Here is a 15456-nt window from a genome sequence, read left to right on the forward strand (position 1 = left end):
ACGGTTTGTCGAACCGTTGGTCCCTTCTTCCGGAGGAACAGGAATGTTGATGAAAGAAGCCACGTCTCACTTGACCAAATCCGAGCTTGCCCACATCGGCAACGGCGAGGTCGCCTACATCAGAAAAATGCGCACCGAAGAGGTCGCCAAGTGCTTTCCCGAGGCGCCGGATATCGATCCGAACGTCGATCTCTGGGCACTCTTCGGCGCCGACGGCACGCCGATCCTCTTGACGGACAACCGCTCCAGCACCTTTTTCAAGGCTGCCGAGGACGAACTGAAGACGGTCAGCCTGCACTGACCGTCAGATGGTGTCCGTCGCGTTTCACCGCTCTTGCAGTGCGCGGTCGCTTATCCGATTTTGCTGCGGTCGGGGCTGATGTCACGATATATGCGCGTAGCCTGCTTTCGACGTTTTCCGTGCGATGATGTTGGAAGCTCCAGGATTCGGTATCAAATCCCACCAGACTGACAGGGTTATGGCAACTGTGCGCCAGTAGGAGAGATTGGCGTCGGGTTGGATTAGTGACCGCATTGGGGCCGTAAGCCGACTGGCAGCTTTTTGGCGCTCACACGCGATAACAGACATCCAGCGAGGAAAGATCAGCGCCATCCCTGACCGATGCGGACGCTTGATCACTATGAGCGTTTCTTCCGCTTTGCGGCCAAAAGCGGTGAGCAAGCGGTAACTATGCGACCAAACACCAACTGTTCGAGTAAGATCTTCAGCTTCGACGGATTTGGGTCTAGAGAGCATTTCCCCGACATCTGAGTTAGTATTGCGACTGAGGAACCGAATTCAGCCACAGGAGAGCTGGTGTGGACGTTGCCGCTTGGTTGCGAGGAATCGGTGTCACAGCCCTTGAATAGCGTCGACCTCTGATAGTGGTGAAGCCTGCCGTCCACTTTTGCCTCGCGCTCCTTGATCGGAAAAGTCGAGATGGGTCGATACCCGAAATTCGAGAATGCTGAACAAGATTCGGGAGCACGCCAACAAGCAGAAATCGCATGAGCTTGATCTCTGCTATGGAATTTCAGCATAGCGGATGATGCTCTGATTTTGGACGTTGGCGACTAATTCATCAGAGCGAGACAAAAATCGGCGGAGCAAAGGTGAGGAATTTGAATCGTTGTATCCTAAGGTGAGATCAATTGTCGGAGGCACACCCTCAAGTGCTCTAGCAACGACATTTGGCGTCAGCATATTTTGCGCATAAAGCGGAATAAGCGTTATTCCACCTGTAGACACGACGAGCGACATTGCTGACGGCAGGCCTTCGCCTTCGTACTCTGCCTTGAGGGTGATCCCAACGTTCGACGCGTAATCTTGGATCACGGATTGCAATACGGGAGAAATTCTAGCCGAACTGACGTAAGTTTCGCGGGCAAGGTCCTGCGGCCGGATCTTTTTGCGCGACGTCAAGCGATGGTCCGCCGGCAGTACGGCGATCAGTGGCTCCTTGGCTAAAAACTTGAAGGACACACCAACACTCTGCGTCTCGGGGCGAAGGAACGCGACGTCCAGCTTGCCTCGCATCAGTGCCAGAGCAAGGTCCGGGGAAGACTGACTGGACAATATGATTTCAACCTCCGGCGCTTCCTCACGAATAATGCGCAATGCATGGGGTAGCCACACGACCTCTTGCCCTGCGAGAAAACCGATAGTGAACGACTGCTTTTCTGGCCGTTCTGCCCGCCGGGCCCCTTCCGCAGCCGCCTCGACTTGCAATAACGCCAGCCGCGCGTGATCAAGAAACACTTTACCGGCGGCGGTGAGCGTCACGCCGCGCGACTGCCGTTCCAGCAGCTTTACACCGACTTCGGTTTCCAGATCGCGAATTTGCCTGCTGAGTGAGGGCTGGGACGTGTGAAGCCGCCGCTCTGCTGCGGTCAGTAAGCTTCCCTCCTCCGCAACAGCAACAAAATAGCGCAAATGCCTCAGCTCCATCGGATCCTCGCTATACCTTTAAGGCATAGCTCGAACGTACAAGGTATTTGTCTTCGATAGAAGGGGGATTTAATTAACGTCGCAATTTCGGGATACAATCGAACGCGCCTCACCGGAGTATTTCGCCTGCGCTTCGAAAAGAAAGATGAGGCATGCGTGGCAATATTGCGTTGATTATTGCAGTGGCGCGTGGATGAATGGCTCTAATTGATTATTTTGACCTTCAAAGGAATGTTTAACAGCGCAGAGGGAGAGACTCGATGCCTACAATCACTACCACGGACGGCGTAAACATCTTCTACAAGGACTGGGGCTCAGGCCAGCCGATCGTTTTCAGCCACGGCTGGCCGCTGTCGGCGGACGATTGGGACGCCCAGATGACCTTCTTCCTTCGCCAGGGCTACCGGGTGATCGCCCACGACCGGCGCGGCCACGGCCGATCCGACCAGCCCGGCACCGGCAACGACATGGACCACTGGGTTGCCGACCTCGCGGCCCTGACCGAGCACCTCAACCTGCGCGACGCGATCCACATCGGCCACTCCACAGGTGGCGGTGAGGTGGCTCGCTATGTCGCTCGCCACCCGGAGCGCGTCTCGAAGGCGGTACTGGTCGCTTCCCTGACGCCGAACATGTACCGGAGCGAGGAAAACCCGTCCGGTCAGCCGCCGGAGTGGTTCGATGCGATCCGAGCGGGCGTGCTGGGCAACCGGTCGCAGTTCTTCCGGTTCGTCCCTGAGAACCCGTTCTACGGTTACAACCTCGACGGGGCCGAGCCTTCGGAGGCGATCATTGCGAACTGGTGGCGCCAGGGCATGGCCGGTGGTGCCCTGGCTCACTACGCGACTGTCGACTCTTGGCTGGAAGATTATACCGAAGACCTCAAGAAGATCACCGTGCCGGTGCTGGTGATGCATGGCGAGGCCGATCAAGTCGTCCCCTTCGCAAGTTCCGTGCCGCGTGCGGTCGACCTGCTCAAGAACGGGTCGCTGAAGACCTACCCGGGCTACCCCCATGGCATGCTGACCACACATGCAGATGTCCTCAACCCCGACCTGCTCTCGTTCATCAGGTCTTGACGACATCGACCGGACCGCGGCCTTCATCCAACGTCGGCCGGACGATCTGTCACCCGGCAGTGCCGGGTGACACCTGTTGGTGCTGGTACGTGGAGCGTCCCCGGAGGGTGCTTCCGACAGTGGCAATTTGCTTGGCGCGTAGTGAAAGATGCAACTTGTCGCGCTTAAATTTTTCGTTGCGGTGGCCGATTACTCCACCGGCCGAAATGGCTCGGCGTCTCGGCTTCGACATCTGGGAATTAAGAGCGGGGGGATGTCCGTCGATTTAATGTCGGAAGTACCACCGGCTTCCGAAGTGCTCATTATAGGCGCTCAGCTCGATGGCAGCTTTTGGAACACTGACCATAGTGTCTGAACGGCTGAAATGAGGCGCAAAGCGGTCATGAATGCAGAGAGCGCCAACGGCAGCTGAGAGCCATCAGCAGTCATTGGTGCCACTTGTGACGTGACGGAATACCAGAAAGTTCCAGCAGCCCCGGGCAATCCTTCGCGCCGCCGAACATTGCGTCTGTCCGCCGACTTTCCTTGAGCCTCAGATCTTCCTGAACGTCAGATAGGCCGAAGAGCGGCCCTCGCGCCGGGCCTTGGTCTCGTAGCGCGTGCTCGGCCAGCCCGCATAGGGGGTGAGCCAATCCGCTGCATTCTCGGCCACCCAGTCGAAGCCGCCATGGTCGCGGCATTTGAGCAGCGTCCAGTTCACATAGGTGTCGATGTCGGAGGCGAAGCAGAACAGGCCGCCGGGCTTCAGCACGCGATGAAAGCGGTCGAGATTGGTCTTCGAGACGAAGCGCCGCTTCCAGTGCTTCCGCTTCGGCCAGGGATCGGGATAGAGCAGATCGATCTGATCGAGCGAGGCGTCCGGCAGCCAGTCGAGCAGCTGTGTCGCGTCGTCATTATAAACGCGGATATTGGACGTGCCGGTCTCGCCGATGCGCGACAGCAGCTTCTGCATGGAATTGACGAAGGGCTCGACGCCGATGAAGCCGGTCGACGGCGTCTCCAGGGCGCGGTGGATCAGATGTTCGCCGCCGCCGAAACCGATTTCCAGCCGCAAGCGCTCGACCGGAACCGGGAAGAGGGACGTCAGCGGCGCCGGGGGCGCCGCCGAGAGATCGATCAGGAATGCCGGCAGCAGGCTGTTCAGCGTCTCGGCCTGCTGTTCGCGCAGAGCCTTGCCTTTGCGGCGACCGAAAAAGGCTTCGGTCGCCCGGCCGCGACGTTCCATATCCGTCATGCTTTATCTCAGGCCTTTACGCTTTCCTTGAGCGCCTTCACGAGGTCGGTGCGCTCCCAGGAGAACGAGCCGTCGCGGCCGGCCTTGCGGCCGAAATGGCCGTAAGCGGAGGTCTTGGCGTAGATCGGCTTGTTGAGGTCGAGATGGCGGCGGATACCGGTCGGCGAAAGGTCCATGTTCTTGCGGATCGCTGCCTCGATCTGATCCTCGGTAACCTTGCCGGTGCCGTGCAGGTCGACATAGATCGACAGCGGCTGGGCGACGCCGATCGCGTAGGAGATCTGGATCGTGCAGCGGTCGGCAAGGCCGGCGGCGACGACGTTCTTGGCAAGGTAACGGGCGGCATAGGCGGCCGAACGGTCGACCTTCGTCGTGTCCTTGCCGGAGAATGCGCCGCCGCCATGCGGAGCGGCACCGCCGTAGGTGTCGACGATGATCTTGCGGCCGGTGAGGCCCGCATCGCCGTCCGGTCCGCCGATGACGAACTTGCCGGTCGGATTGATGTACCACTTGCAATCGTCAGCGATCTTCAGCTCGCCCAGCGCTTCGCGGATATAGGGCTCGACGACGGCGCGAACCTTGTTCGAATCCCAGCTCTCGTCAAGATGCTGGGTCGACAGCACGATCGAGGTTGCTTCCGACGGCTTGCCGTCGACGTAGCGCACGGTCACCTGGCTCTTGGCGTCGGGGCCGAGCTTGGCGACTTCGCCGTCGCCCTTCTTGCGGGCGACTGCCAGCAGCTGCAGGATCTTGTGGGAATAATAGATCGGGGCCGGCATCAGGTCCGGCGTTTCGCGGCAGGCGTAACCGAACATGATGCCCTGGTCGCCGGCGCCCTCGTCGCCCTGCTGGTCGGCGGCGCTGTCGACGCCCTGCGCGATGTCGGCCGACTGCGAATGCAGCAGCACGTCGATCTTGGCCTTCTTCCAATGGAAGCCGTCCTGCTCGTAGCCGATATCCTTGATGGCGCGGCGCGCGGCGGCCTTGAACTTCGACGGGTTGATGACGTCCTTGCCGTCCTTGTCCTTCTTCATCAGGCTCGGCGGCAGGCGGACTTCGCCGGCGATGACGACGCGGTTGGTCGTCGCCAGCGTTTCGCAGGCAATGCGCACGCCCCACGGATTGACGCCGGTCTTGGCCGCTTCGCGGTAGACCAGATCGACGATCTCGTCGGAGATGCGGTCACAGACTTTGTCCGGATGACCCTCGGCAACAGATTCGCTGGTAAAGAGATAATTCGCGCGCATTTCGGGATTCCCCTCAAAGAATAAAAGCCAGCTAGTAGGTACTCAGTTCGAGGCTTGATGACAAGCGCAGAAGGACATAAATATATCTTTATATCTGCGGCAAAGTGACAAATTTTGCCCCAAAAACGCAGAAAAGGCGGCCTTTCGACCGCCTTTCGAATTCCACGCCTGATGTGGTTCAGTCGGCGTCGGCTTCAGCCGCAAGCGCCTTCACCAGCTCCACGACCTTGCGGCGAACCTTGGGATCGGAAATCTTGACGAAGGCGCGGTTGAGCTGCAGGCCTTCCGAGGAAGACAGGAAATCGACGACGTAATTCGAGCTGGAGGCCTCGGCCATGCCGCCCATGGAGCCGGTATGTTCGCCGGGCGCGTCCTCGAAGAAAAAGGAAACCGGAACATTGAGAATGTTCGAGATGTTCTGCAGGCGGCTTGCGCCGACGCGGTTGGTTCCCTTCTCGTATTTCTGGATCTGCTGGAATGTAATGCCGAGACTTTCGCCCAGTTTCTCCTGGCTCATGCCAAGCATCGTTCGGCGGAGACGAATACGGCTGCCAACGTGGATGTCGATGGGATTTGGCTTCTTCTTGTTTTCAATCATGGTCGTGCCCTAGCTAAGAATTTCAACTGTTTCTAACCGGCATGCCCCTGATCCATCCCAAAACGCCACGTTGCAGGCGGTAAGAACCCACCTTCAAACATACGCTAAGAACGCCGATTGTCATCACTATGCAATTTTAGGGGTTTTTGGTCAATTCAACCCGGAAATAAAACCTCTACGAGAAATTAGCGCAATCAAAATGAGCAGCGACTCGGTCAACCAGAAGTATGTTTGCCGGGGGATTGGCGTTCCGTCCCCTTCGCCGAGCCTATCAAGAGTTGCATCGATAAAGCCGGTTTGCTCGAGATCGAGACCGGCGATAATTTCCCCATGTGCGTTCACCAGCGCCGAAATGCCGCTATTGGCATCACGAATCAACGGCAGGCCGGTTTCGACAGCCCGGACCCGCGCCTGCTGGAAATGCTGATAGGGTCCGGGTGTCGCGCCGAACCAGGCATCATTGGTGATATTGAGGATCGCATTGGCGTCTTTGATGTCGCCGGTCATTTCATCGGGGAAAATAATCTCGTAGCAGATCAGCGGATAGAGATTGAGCCCGCCGGGCAGCGCCAGCAGGTGCCGGCTTGCCGCGGCCGAAAATCCTCCCGGTATCTCGACGACATTCTGGATGCCGAATTCGGTGAGCACGTCCTCGAACGGCAGATATTCGCCGAAGGGCACCAGATGCACCTTGTCGGAGGCGGCGATGATCTGGCCGCGGCCGTCGATCACGTAGATGGAATTATAGTAGCGCGCAGGCGTGCCCGGTCCCATCTCCTCGGCGCGGACGGCGCCGGCGATCAGGATCTGGTTGTCGTCGAGCGTATCGGCGATCCGCGTCAGCGCATCCTGATTGTCTGTCAGGATGAAGGGGATCGAGGTTTCCGGCCAGACGATGATGTCGGGCTTGCGTCCGCCATTCCTCGGCGCTTCGGCCGACAGCTTCAGATGCGTCTCGAAGATCGCATTGCGGTCGGCGTCGTTGTCCATCTTCGCCGCCTGATCGATATCAGGCTGCACCAGCCGCACCACCGGCCGCTTGTCCTCGGGCAAGGCTTCCGGCCGCGGCGCGAGATGGAGGGCATAGGCCCCGTAACCGAGATGGGCGGCAAACAGCGCCACGGCGAGCGCGATGCCGCCGCGTGCATCTTGGCGTGTCCCGGCAAGCGCCGGGGCGGAAAAGATGAAGACGGCAAGCGCCGTCACCCCCATCGCCCCGATCACATGCGCCGACTGCATCATCAGCGGAACGGGCATCATGCCGTAGCCGATGGCGTTCCAGGGAAAGCCGGTGAGGATCACGCTTCGCAGCCATTCCATCAGCCCGAAGCCGGCCGCCAGCGCGGCGATCCGCCCCATGCCATCCGACCAGAAGATGCGGGCAAGGGCGGTCGCCAGCCCGTAGAAGATCGCCAGACAGGCCGGCAGCCCGAGGATGGCTAAGGGCAGCGCCCAGGCGAATTCCTCCTGATCGACCAGCAGCGCATGGCCGAGCCACCACAGGCCCGCGACGAAATAGCCGAAGCCGAACAGCCAGCCGGTTGCAAATGCCGGCCACAGCCTGCCGACCAAGCCGCTTTCAGGCGAAGCCGCCACCCCGTCGATCAGCCAGACGAGCAGCGCGAAGGAGATGAACATTGCCGCGAAAAAGCCGATGGGCGGCAGCGCCAGAACCGCAAATGCTCCGGCGGCGATGGCCAGCAGCGACCGTTTGAAACCCCAGACGAGGATAACCCTGTCCGCAAGCCGCTCCATGCGCACTCCCATCAAACCGCGAATCAACCCGTTCGCAGTCTTTCAAAAAAGCGGCTCTTTGTCCTGTTAATGGATGTTAATGCATGTCGCCCGGAGATGTGCGGCGGTGCCGGGACAACGACAGGCACAAAAACCAACAACTGAAGGGCATCGCATCAATCAAATGGAATGCGACGCTCCAACCTTCACGCATCGTGCTTTCCGAAAATCGATTCCAATTTTCGGGCCGAAGCGCTAGTTGGCAGCCGATTCCGCCGGCCGGTCGTCGCCGGTCTCGGAGCCGGGAGTGGAGTCGCCATCCGCCTTGGCGCGGCGGCGCATCGCATGGCGCTTGCGGGTGATACGCAGCCGCTTGATGCGGCGCGGATCGGCGTCGAGAATATGGAATTCGAAGCCGGGCAATGCCTGGACGACCTCGCCGCGCACCGGGATGCGGCCGAGCGCCGAGAAGATCAGCCCGCCCAGCGTATCGACCTCGTCGACCTGCTCGCTGATGTCGAAATCCGGCCCGATCGCTTCGGCGATCTCTTCCAGTTCGACACGAGCATCGGCGATGAAGACGTCTTCGGCGACGCGCTTGAACATCACCTCTTCGTCGTCATGTTCGTCGTCGATGTCGCCGACCACCATTTCGACGATGTCCTCGTGCGAGGCGAGCCCGTCGGTGCCGCCATATTCGTCGATGACCAGCGCCATCTGGGTGCGGTTCACCTGCATGCGGCGCAACAGGTCGGACGCCAGCATCGACGGCGGCACGAACAGGATCTTGCGGATGATGCCGGCCTCGGCCAGCGTCTTCTGCAGGTCGACGCGGGCGAGATCGAAATTTGGCTTGGCCGAACGCGTGGGCTTCTGGATGTTCTCAGGCGCAACCTCGATCGCCGGTACGCCAGCGGCCGGTTTCGCCGGGCCGCGGCGCTTGTTGCGCGCCTGCTTGGCGACATAGGAGAGCAGGTCGCGGATATGCACCATGCCGCGCGGATCGTCGAGCGTATCGGCATAGACGGGCATGCGCGAGCGGCCGGATTCCTCGAACAGGATCATCAATTCGCCGATGGTGATGTTCTGGTCGACCGCCTCGATATCGGCGCGCGGCACCATCACGTCGGCGACGCGCACCTCGCGGAAGCGCAGGATATTGTGCAGCATCGCCCGTTCGTCGGGCGAAAAGGCGTCGTCGCCGGCCGCATCGGTCATCAGCGCGTCGGCGAGATCCTCGCGCAGTCGCGAGCCCTGCTGCGGGCGAAGGATGCGCGCGGCGCGCGACCAGAAGGATTGGGATCGGCCGGATGGCCGACTACTACTGCCCGCCTCGTCCGAAGAGGAGGATGGCTCGGAGTCCTTGGCGTCTGCCGCCGGCTTCGTCGTAAAGTCGCTCATGGTTCCATTTTAAGGTCTTGACCCTCGTAGGGATCAGATAGGCCGAGCTGCGCCAAAATGCGAGTCTCCAGCCCCTCCATAATTTCGGCTTCAGCACTATTCATATGGTCGTAGCCGAGAAGATGCAAGAAACCGTGCACCAGAAGATGGGTCAGGTGGTCGTCGAAACTCTTTTCGAGCTCGTGGGCTTCCCGCTCCACCGTCTCCCGGGCGATGATGATGTCGCCGAGCATCGGACCGGGCATTTTGCCGGGCTGCACCGGAAAGGCCGGAAACGACAGCACATTGGTCGCCTTGTCCTTGCCGCGCCATTCGGCGTTGATGTCCTGGATCGAGGCATCGTCGGTAAAGACGAGCGAAACCTCGGGCGGCATCTTGGGGAAGGGCTGCTTCTCGCTGTCGCGGAGATAGATTGCCGCGGCGCTGAGCACGCGTTCGCAAAACGACAGCAGCGTCTCCTCGCCGGGCCAGCCGATATCCTCGACGCTGATCTGGATGTCGAGTTCGGCCATCAGTCCTGCCGGCTGACGTCTTCGGCTTCGACGGCATAGGTGGAATCATAGGCCCTGACGATGCGCCCGACCAGCGGATGGCGCACGACATCGGTATCCTTGAAGCGCACGATCGAGATGCCCTCGACGCCGTTCAGAAGCTGCAGCGCCTCGACGAGGCCGGATTTGACACCGCGCGGCAGGTCGATCTGGCTCGGGTCGCCGGTGACGATCATGCGCGCATTTTCGCCGAGACGCGTCAGGAACATCTTCATCTGCATCGATGTCGTGTTCTGCGCTTCGTCGAGGATGATGGCGGCGTTGGCCAGCGTCCGGCCGCGCATGAAAGCGAGCGGCGCGATTTCGATGACGCCGGCGGTGATCGCCCGATCGACCTTGTCGGCCGGGATCATGTCATAGAGCGCATCATAGAGCGGGCGAAGATAGGGATCGACCTTTTCTTTCATGTCGCCGGGCAGGAAGCCGAGGCGCTCGCCGGCTTCGACCGCCGGACGCGACAGGATGATCTTTTCGACCGCCCCGCGCTCCAGGAGCTGGGCGGCATGGGCGACGGCGAGATAGGTCTTGCCGGTGCCGGCCGGGCCGACGCCGAAGACCAGCTCGGCACGCTCCAGCGCCCTGATATAGGCGTCCTGGGTCGGGGTGCGGGCGATGATCGTTTTCTTGCGGGTGGAAACCTGTGCCATCGTCAGCTTTGCCTTGCGCTCCATTGTGGGCAGGCTGAGCTGATCGTCGGCGGCGACCGCCATGCGGATTGCGCCCTCGACATCGGATCTTTCCACGCTGCCGCCTTTCTGAAGCTTTTCATAGAGATAGTCGAGCGTGCGCCGCGCCTGGTTGGTGGTCACGATATCGCCTGTGATGACGACCGAATTGCCCCGCGCCCGCGCATCGATATTGAGCCGTTCCTCGAGCAGCTTGAGGTTCTGGTCGAATTGACCGAAGAGCTCGCTAGCGAAGCGGTTGTTCTCGAACGTCAGGACGAAGTGATTGGTATCGCTCGGCGTGCGGGGGTGGCGCGGTGAAGAAGAAACCAATTCTTGTCCGTTCAAGCGGTCGGGCTCCTTGGGTTAAACCGCAGCCTCTGCGCGTTCGGCAAACAGGCTGTTCGTTCCGGTTCCGGTGATTCGCACTTTAATAATGTCACCGATTTGCGATGCTTTTGCATCAACATTCACGGATTGAAGCCAGGGAGAACGTCCGATCAGTTGTTCCGGCATGCGACCGGGCTTTTCGAGCAACAGGTCGATCTCTTTGCCGATGCAGGATTCGGCAAATTCCTGCTGCTGCTTCAGGAGAAGCGTTTGCAGGCGTTCCAGCCGTTCTGCCTTGATCTCTTCCGGCACCTGGTCCTTCAGTTCCGCGCCGGGAGTGCCCGGCCGTGTCGAGTATTTGAACGAGAAGGCCTGTGCATAACGAACCTCCTCCACAAGCCTGAGTGTATCCTCAAAATCCTTGTCTGTCTCCCCCGGAAAGCCGGTGATGAAATCGCCAGACAGGGCGATGTCGGGCCGCACCGTGCGGATGCGCTCGATCAGCGTCAGATATTCGGCCGCCGTGTGGCGTCGGTTCATCGCTTTCAAGATACGGTCCGACCCCGATTGCACCGGCAGGTGCAGATAGGGCATCAGCGCTCTCAAGTCGCGATGGGCGTCGATCAGCCGGTCGTCCATGTCGCGTGGATGGCTGGTGGTATAGCGCAGCCGCGCCAGGCCGGGGATCTCGGCAAGGCGGTAGAGCAGGTCGCCGAGGCTCCACGCCTCGCCACCCGGCCCGGCGCCGTGCCAGGCATTGACGTTCTGCCCGAGCAGGGTGATCTCGCGCACCCCGCCCTCGACGAGCTTTTCAGCTTCCTCGACGATCTGGGAAACCGGCCGCGACACTTCCGAGCCGCGCGTATAGGGCACGACGCAGAACGTGCAGAACTTGTCGCAGCCCTCTTGCACCGTCAGGAAAGCGGTGACGCCGCGGGCGCGGATTTTTCGGCTCTCTGCGATCGGCAGATGCTCGAACTTGTCCTCGATCGCATATTCCGTATCGACGACGCGTTGACCCTGCTTGGCCCGGCGCAGCGCCTCCGGCAGGCGGTGATAGGTCTGCGGGCCGATGACGACGTCGACGGCAGGCGCCCGGCGCAGGATCTCCTCGCCTTCGGCCTGGGCGACGCAGCCGGCAACGCCGATCATCATCTCCCGGCCATCCGCCGCCTTCTTCTTTTTCATCTCGCGCAGCCGCCCGAGCGCCGAATAGACCTTCTCGGCCGCCTTCTCTCTGATGTGACAGGTGTTGAGCAGAACGAGGTCCGCCTCTTCCATGTCTTCGGTCGGCTCATAGCCGTCACGGGCGAGCGCATCGCTCATGCGCGTCGAATCGTAGACGTTCATCTGGCAGCCATAGGTCTTGATGAAGACCTTGCGGCTGTTGCTGCCGTCGGGGATTGCCTCCGGGGCCTGGAGAAGGGCGCTGTCCTGTGTCATGGCGCGCTATTTAGTGGTTTTTGCCGCCCGAGAAAATCGAAATCTTGTTTCAGGAGATTTCCCTCCCGCGCAGGCGGCTGTTCAGGAGGTTGCGGATGCGCAAGGCGATCGTCGCGCTCACCTCCTTGCGATTGGTCTCGGTGCGGTAATCCACCGCCTCGCCGAAGGAAACCTCGGCGTCGATGGCGCCGCATCGGACGATATCGAGGAGATGCGGCAGGAGTTCGATATCACCCGGCCAGGCGGCGAGCGGCCTGTGATAGCGGCCCATGGCGATACCGTGCACGCGGGTATAGGCAACCGCCACCGGCTGCACCACGACGGTTCCCGTTGGCGAATAGGGCACGGCCATCGCGGCGGCGCCGAACAGCGAAGACTTGACCTCCAGCAGCCGGTTGCCGTCCGAGGTCGTGCCCTCGGGGAAGAGCACGACGATCTCGCCGTCGGCCATGCGCCCGGCGATCTCGTTTGCCTGGTGACCGGTCTTGCGCCTCTCCTCGCGCACGACGAAGACGCTCTTCTGCAGCTTGGCGAGCGTGCCGAAGATCGGCCAGTCGCGCACCTCGATCTTGGCGATGAAGGCGACGTCGGCAACGGCCGACATCACCATGATATCCATCCAGGACGAATGGTTGGAACAGAGCATCAGCGGCCGGCGGTCTTCCAGCCTGCCGGTCACGCGGACGCGGATGCCGAGGCAATAGCAGACGATGCGGTGCCAGATGCGCGGGAGCCTGCGGCGCAGCCGCCAGTCGAAATAGAGCGCCAGCAGCTGCAGCGGCATCAGCACGATGCTGGCCGCGAGAATGACGACAGCGGCCAAGGCGATGCGCAGCCAGGCGATCAAATGCTGGTCTCCCGGGCTGCCATTGCTTCAGAGGTCTTCCTTCTTCAACGGAACGCCGTAGAGCTCCAGACGATGGTCGACCAGCCGGAACCCATGCTCGCGGGCAATACGCTCCTGCAGCGCCTCGATCTCGGGCGAACGGAATTCGATCACCGTGCCGGTCTTCAGGTCGATCAGGTGGTCGTGATGTTCTTCCGGCACCGTTTCGTAGCGCGAGCGCCCGTCGCGGAAATCGTGGCGGGCGATGATGCCCGCGTCCTCGAACAGTTTCACGGTGCGGTAGACGGTCGAGATCGAGATCTTCGCATCGACCTTCACCGAGCGGCGGTAGAGTTCTTCGACGTCGGGATGGTCTTCCGAGTCTTCCAGGATGCGCGCGATCACGCGGCGCTGCTCGGTCATGCGCATGCCGCGTTCGGTGCAAAGCTCCTCAAGGGTCTTGGCTACATCAGACATGGCCCGCCTTTAAAGAAATTCGTGTTTCGACAACGCCGCACGGCGTTCGCGCCGGCCTGCATGTCATCTCGCTGACAGGGAACTACCGAAGAACGCGCTTCATGACAAGCGCCGTGGAGAGGGCGCCGTTTTCCTGCTTGTAGTAACCTTGGCGCTCGCCGACTTTTTCGAAGCCGAGCTTGCGGTAGAGGCCAAGCGCTGCGGTATTGCCGTTGTCGACCTCGAGAAACATGCTCTCGCCGCCGCGGGCGCGCGCCTCGCGCATCGCCGCCTGCATCAGCCGCCAGCCAAGCCCGGCGCGGGCGACCTTCGCCTGCACGGCGATCGTCAGGATCTCCGCCTCGCCGGCGACATGGCGGGCAAGAATGAACCCCGGAAGCGGCTTTTTCAGGATGGCGTTGGTCTGGCGCGCGACGAAGCCGAACACGGTGTCCTGCATCAGCAGGCCGTGAAATTCACCGTCGCCCCAGGGCCGGGCGAAGCGCTCGCCGTGCAGGATGGCGACATCGCGGCAATCCTCGCGCTCCATGGCGATGATTTCGAATTCCGGTTTCAGCGTCAGATAGGCTTCCAGCATCGTCATACTCGTCGGGCAATCGCATACCCGGCCTGCGGCTTGGCATCGGGTCCGCGCAGATAAAGGGGCTTCGGCTTTCCGGAATCGGGGGAGGCGGCAGCACCGAGGCGCGCCACCACGGAGATCGGGAATCGGTTGGCGTGATCGCCGCCGGCATCCGCCTTCAGCAGCGGTGTTGCCGAACCGGTGATCTCGCCGTCGAAGCCGGCGGCAAAAGCCTGGGCCTCCCCAATGCTGACCGCCCGGGGGGCGTCGAGCGGAGAACCGTCGGCTGCAAAGGATTGGAGATAGATTTCGTCCCGCTTGGCGTCCATTGCCGCGAGCACCGCGCGATCAGGCGTCTTGTCGCGCTGGGCAGCGGCCATGACTTCGAGCGTGGTAACGCCGACGGCCGGCACATTGAGGGAAAGCGCAAAACCGCGGGCTGCGGCAACACCGACGCGGATACCGGTAAAGGAGCCGGGACCGATGGTGACGGCAAGCCGGTCGATATCAGAAAGGGCAAGTCCCGCCTGATCCAGCGCGCGATCGACGATACCAATCAGATGTTCAGCATGCCCCTTGCCGATCATGTCCGATGCCTCCCCCAGCATCGTATTCCTGCCGCTGTCGTAGACGCCGGCAGCGCAATCTACACCTGCCGTGTCGAGCGCCAGAATGATCATGCCATCAATTTCCGAATAAACCAGTGTCGCCTATCGATAAATTCGCCTGGCCGAACCTGAGATGAACGACAGGGACGAATTCAAGATTTTTAAGCGGCAATCACTTCCTGCACTTCCGGAACGAAATGGCGCAGCAGGTTCTGCACGCCGTGCTTCAGCGTTGCCGTCGAGGATGGGCAGCCGGCGCAAGAACCCTTCATGTTCAAATAGACCTTGCCGTCCTTGAAGCCGCGGAAGGTGATGTCGCCGCCGTCCTGGGCAACGGCCGGGCGCACGCGGGTCTCCAGAAGCTCCTTGATGGTCAGCACGATCGATTCATCGCCTTCGTCGAAGAATTCGTCGCCGGCATCGGCGTCTTCGGAGAGGATGGAGGCATCGCCCATAACCGGCTTGCCGGACATGAAGTGCTCCATGATCGAGCCCAATATAGCCGGCTTAAGATGCTGCCATTCGGCATTGTCCTTGGAGACGGATATGAAATCATAGCCGAAATAGACGCCGGTGACGCCGGGGATTTCGAACAGGCGGGCGGCGAGCGGCGACGCTTCAGCTTCTTGCGCGCTGCGGAACTCGGCCGTGCCGTTTTCCATCACCACCTTGCCCGGCAGGAACTTCTGCGTGGCGGGGTTCGGCGTGGCTTCGGTCTGAATGAACATCTGGTTCTCCATGCGGACGGCCCGT

General features: G+C 61.0%; 16 protein-coding genes. 2 read left to right on the forward strand and 14 right to left on the reverse strand.

Going from position 1 to position 15456, the window contains the following annotated elements:
- Positions 1-43 precede the first annotated feature (43 nt).
- Positions 44-301, forward strand: coding sequence for a DUF1150 family protein (locus FHX10_RS19665; protein WP_008524631.1), 258 nt, complete (start codon positions 44-46; stop codon positions 299-301).
- Positions 302-1024: 723 nt separating this feature from the next.
- Here FHX10_RS19665 and FHX10_RS19670 read toward each other — a convergent pair.
- On the reverse strand, positions 1025-1948 hold the full coding sequence (locus tag FHX10_RS19670) for a LysR family transcriptional regulator (protein ID WP_063474776.1): 924 nt from the start codon (positions 1946-1948) through the stop codon (positions 1025-1027).
- A 260-nt stretch (positions 1949-2208) separates the two neighbouring features.
- On the opposite strand from FHX10_RS19670, the gene FHX10_RS19675 reads away from it, so the two are divergent.
- The gene (locus tag FHX10_RS19675) at positions 2209-3027 is read left to right on the forward strand and encodes an alpha/beta fold hydrolase (RefSeq protein WP_047617206.1); all 819 of its coding nucleotides are present in this window, start codon (positions 2209-2211) and stop codon (positions 3025-3027) included.
- Positions 3028-3559: 532 nt separating this feature from the next.
- Here the strand turns inward: FHX10_RS19675 and FHX10_RS19680 are convergent.
- From FHX10_RS19680 to FHX10_RS19740, 13 genes are all read right to left on the reverse strand, one after another.
- Positions 3560-4261, reverse strand: a complete 702-nt coding sequence (locus FHX10_RS19680) for a tRNA (guanine(46)-N(7))-methyltransferase TrmB (protein WP_047617202.1) — start codon at positions 4259-4261, stop codon at positions 3560-3562.
- 8 nt (positions 4262-4269) lie between these two features.
- Positions 4270-5508, reverse strand: coding sequence for a methionine adenosyltransferase (gene metK, locus FHX10_RS19685; protein ID WP_018485328.1), 1239 nt, complete (start codon positions 5506-5508; stop codon positions 4270-4272).
- Between the two features lie 178 nt (positions 5509-5686).
- Positions 5687-6106: a helix-turn-helix domain-containing protein gene (locus tag FHX10_RS19690; protein ID WP_028757650.1), complete on the reverse strand. Its 420-nt coding sequence runs from the start codon at positions 6104-6106 to the stop codon at positions 5687-5689.
- 150 nt (positions 6107-6256) lie between these two features.
- Complete coding sequence (gene lnt, locus FHX10_RS19695; RefSeq protein ID WP_063474775.1) at positions 6257-7861, reverse strand: apolipoprotein N-acyltransferase; 1605 nt, start codon at positions 7859-7861, stop codon at positions 6257-6259.
- A 234-nt stretch (positions 7862-8095) separates the two neighbouring features.
- On the reverse strand, positions 8096-9241 hold the full coding sequence (locus tag FHX10_RS19700; RefSeq protein WP_047617198.1) for a hemolysin family protein: 1146 nt from the start codon (positions 9239-9241) through the stop codon (positions 8096-8098).
- Positions 9238-9753, reverse strand: a complete 516-nt coding sequence (gene ybeY / locus FHX10_RS19705; protein ID WP_028757285.1) for an rRNA maturation RNase YbeY — start codon at positions 9751-9753, stop codon at positions 9238-9240. Before ybeY ends, FHX10_RS19700 begins: the two co-directional genes overlap by 4 nt.
- A complete protein-coding gene (locus tag FHX10_RS19710; protein ID WP_028757284.1) occupies positions 9753-10805 on the reverse strand; it encodes a PhoH family protein in 1053 nt (350 codons plus the stop codon). Before FHX10_RS19710 ends, ybeY begins: the two co-directional genes overlap by 1 nt.
- A gap of 18 nt (positions 10806-10823) precedes the next feature.
- Positions 10824-12230, reverse strand: a complete 1407-nt coding sequence (miaB, locus tag FHX10_RS19715) for a tRNA (N6-isopentenyl adenosine(37)-C2)-methylthiotransferase MiaB (RefSeq protein WP_063474774.1) — start codon at positions 12228-12230, stop codon at positions 10824-10826.
- A gap of 49 nt (positions 12231-12279) precedes the next feature.
- Positions 12280-13077 (reverse strand): lysophospholipid acyltransferase family protein, encoded by a 798-nt coding sequence (locus FHX10_RS19720; protein ID WP_047617195.1) that lies wholly within the window; start codon positions 13075-13077, stop codon positions 12280-12282.
- 27 nt (positions 13078-13104) lie between these two features.
- Positions 13105-13533 carry a Fur family transcriptional regulator gene (locus tag FHX10_RS19725; protein WP_007633774.1) on the reverse strand — a complete coding sequence of 143 codons (429 nt, stop codon included), beginning with the start codon at positions 13531-13533 and terminating at the stop codon, positions 13105-13107.
- 82 nt (positions 13534-13615) lie between these two features.
- Positions 13616-14116: a GNAT family N-acetyltransferase gene (locus FHX10_RS19730; RefSeq protein WP_174824480.1), complete on the reverse strand. Its 501-nt coding sequence runs from the start codon at positions 14114-14116 to the stop codon at positions 13616-13618.
- Positions 14113-14775: a tRNA (adenosine(37)-N6)-threonylcarbamoyltransferase complex dimerization subunit type 1 TsaB gene (tsaB, locus tag FHX10_RS19735; protein WP_063474773.1), complete on the reverse strand. Its 663-nt coding sequence runs from the start codon at positions 14773-14775 to the stop codon at positions 14113-14115. Before tsaB ends, FHX10_RS19730 begins: the two co-directional genes overlap by 4 nt.
- An 89-nt stretch (positions 14776-14864) precedes the next feature.
- Positions 14865-15431 carry a NifU family protein gene (locus FHX10_RS19740; RefSeq protein WP_028755485.1) on the reverse strand — a complete coding sequence of 189 codons (567 nt, stop codon included), beginning with the start codon at positions 15429-15431 and terminating at the stop codon, positions 14865-14867.
- Positions 15432-15456 lie beyond the last annotated feature (25 nt).

The sequence above is a fragment of the Rhizobium sp. BK591 genome (assembly GCF_014195045.1).
Lineage (GTDB): Bacteria > Pseudomonadota > Alphaproteobacteria > Rhizobiales > Rhizobiaceae > Rhizobium > Rhizobium anhuiense.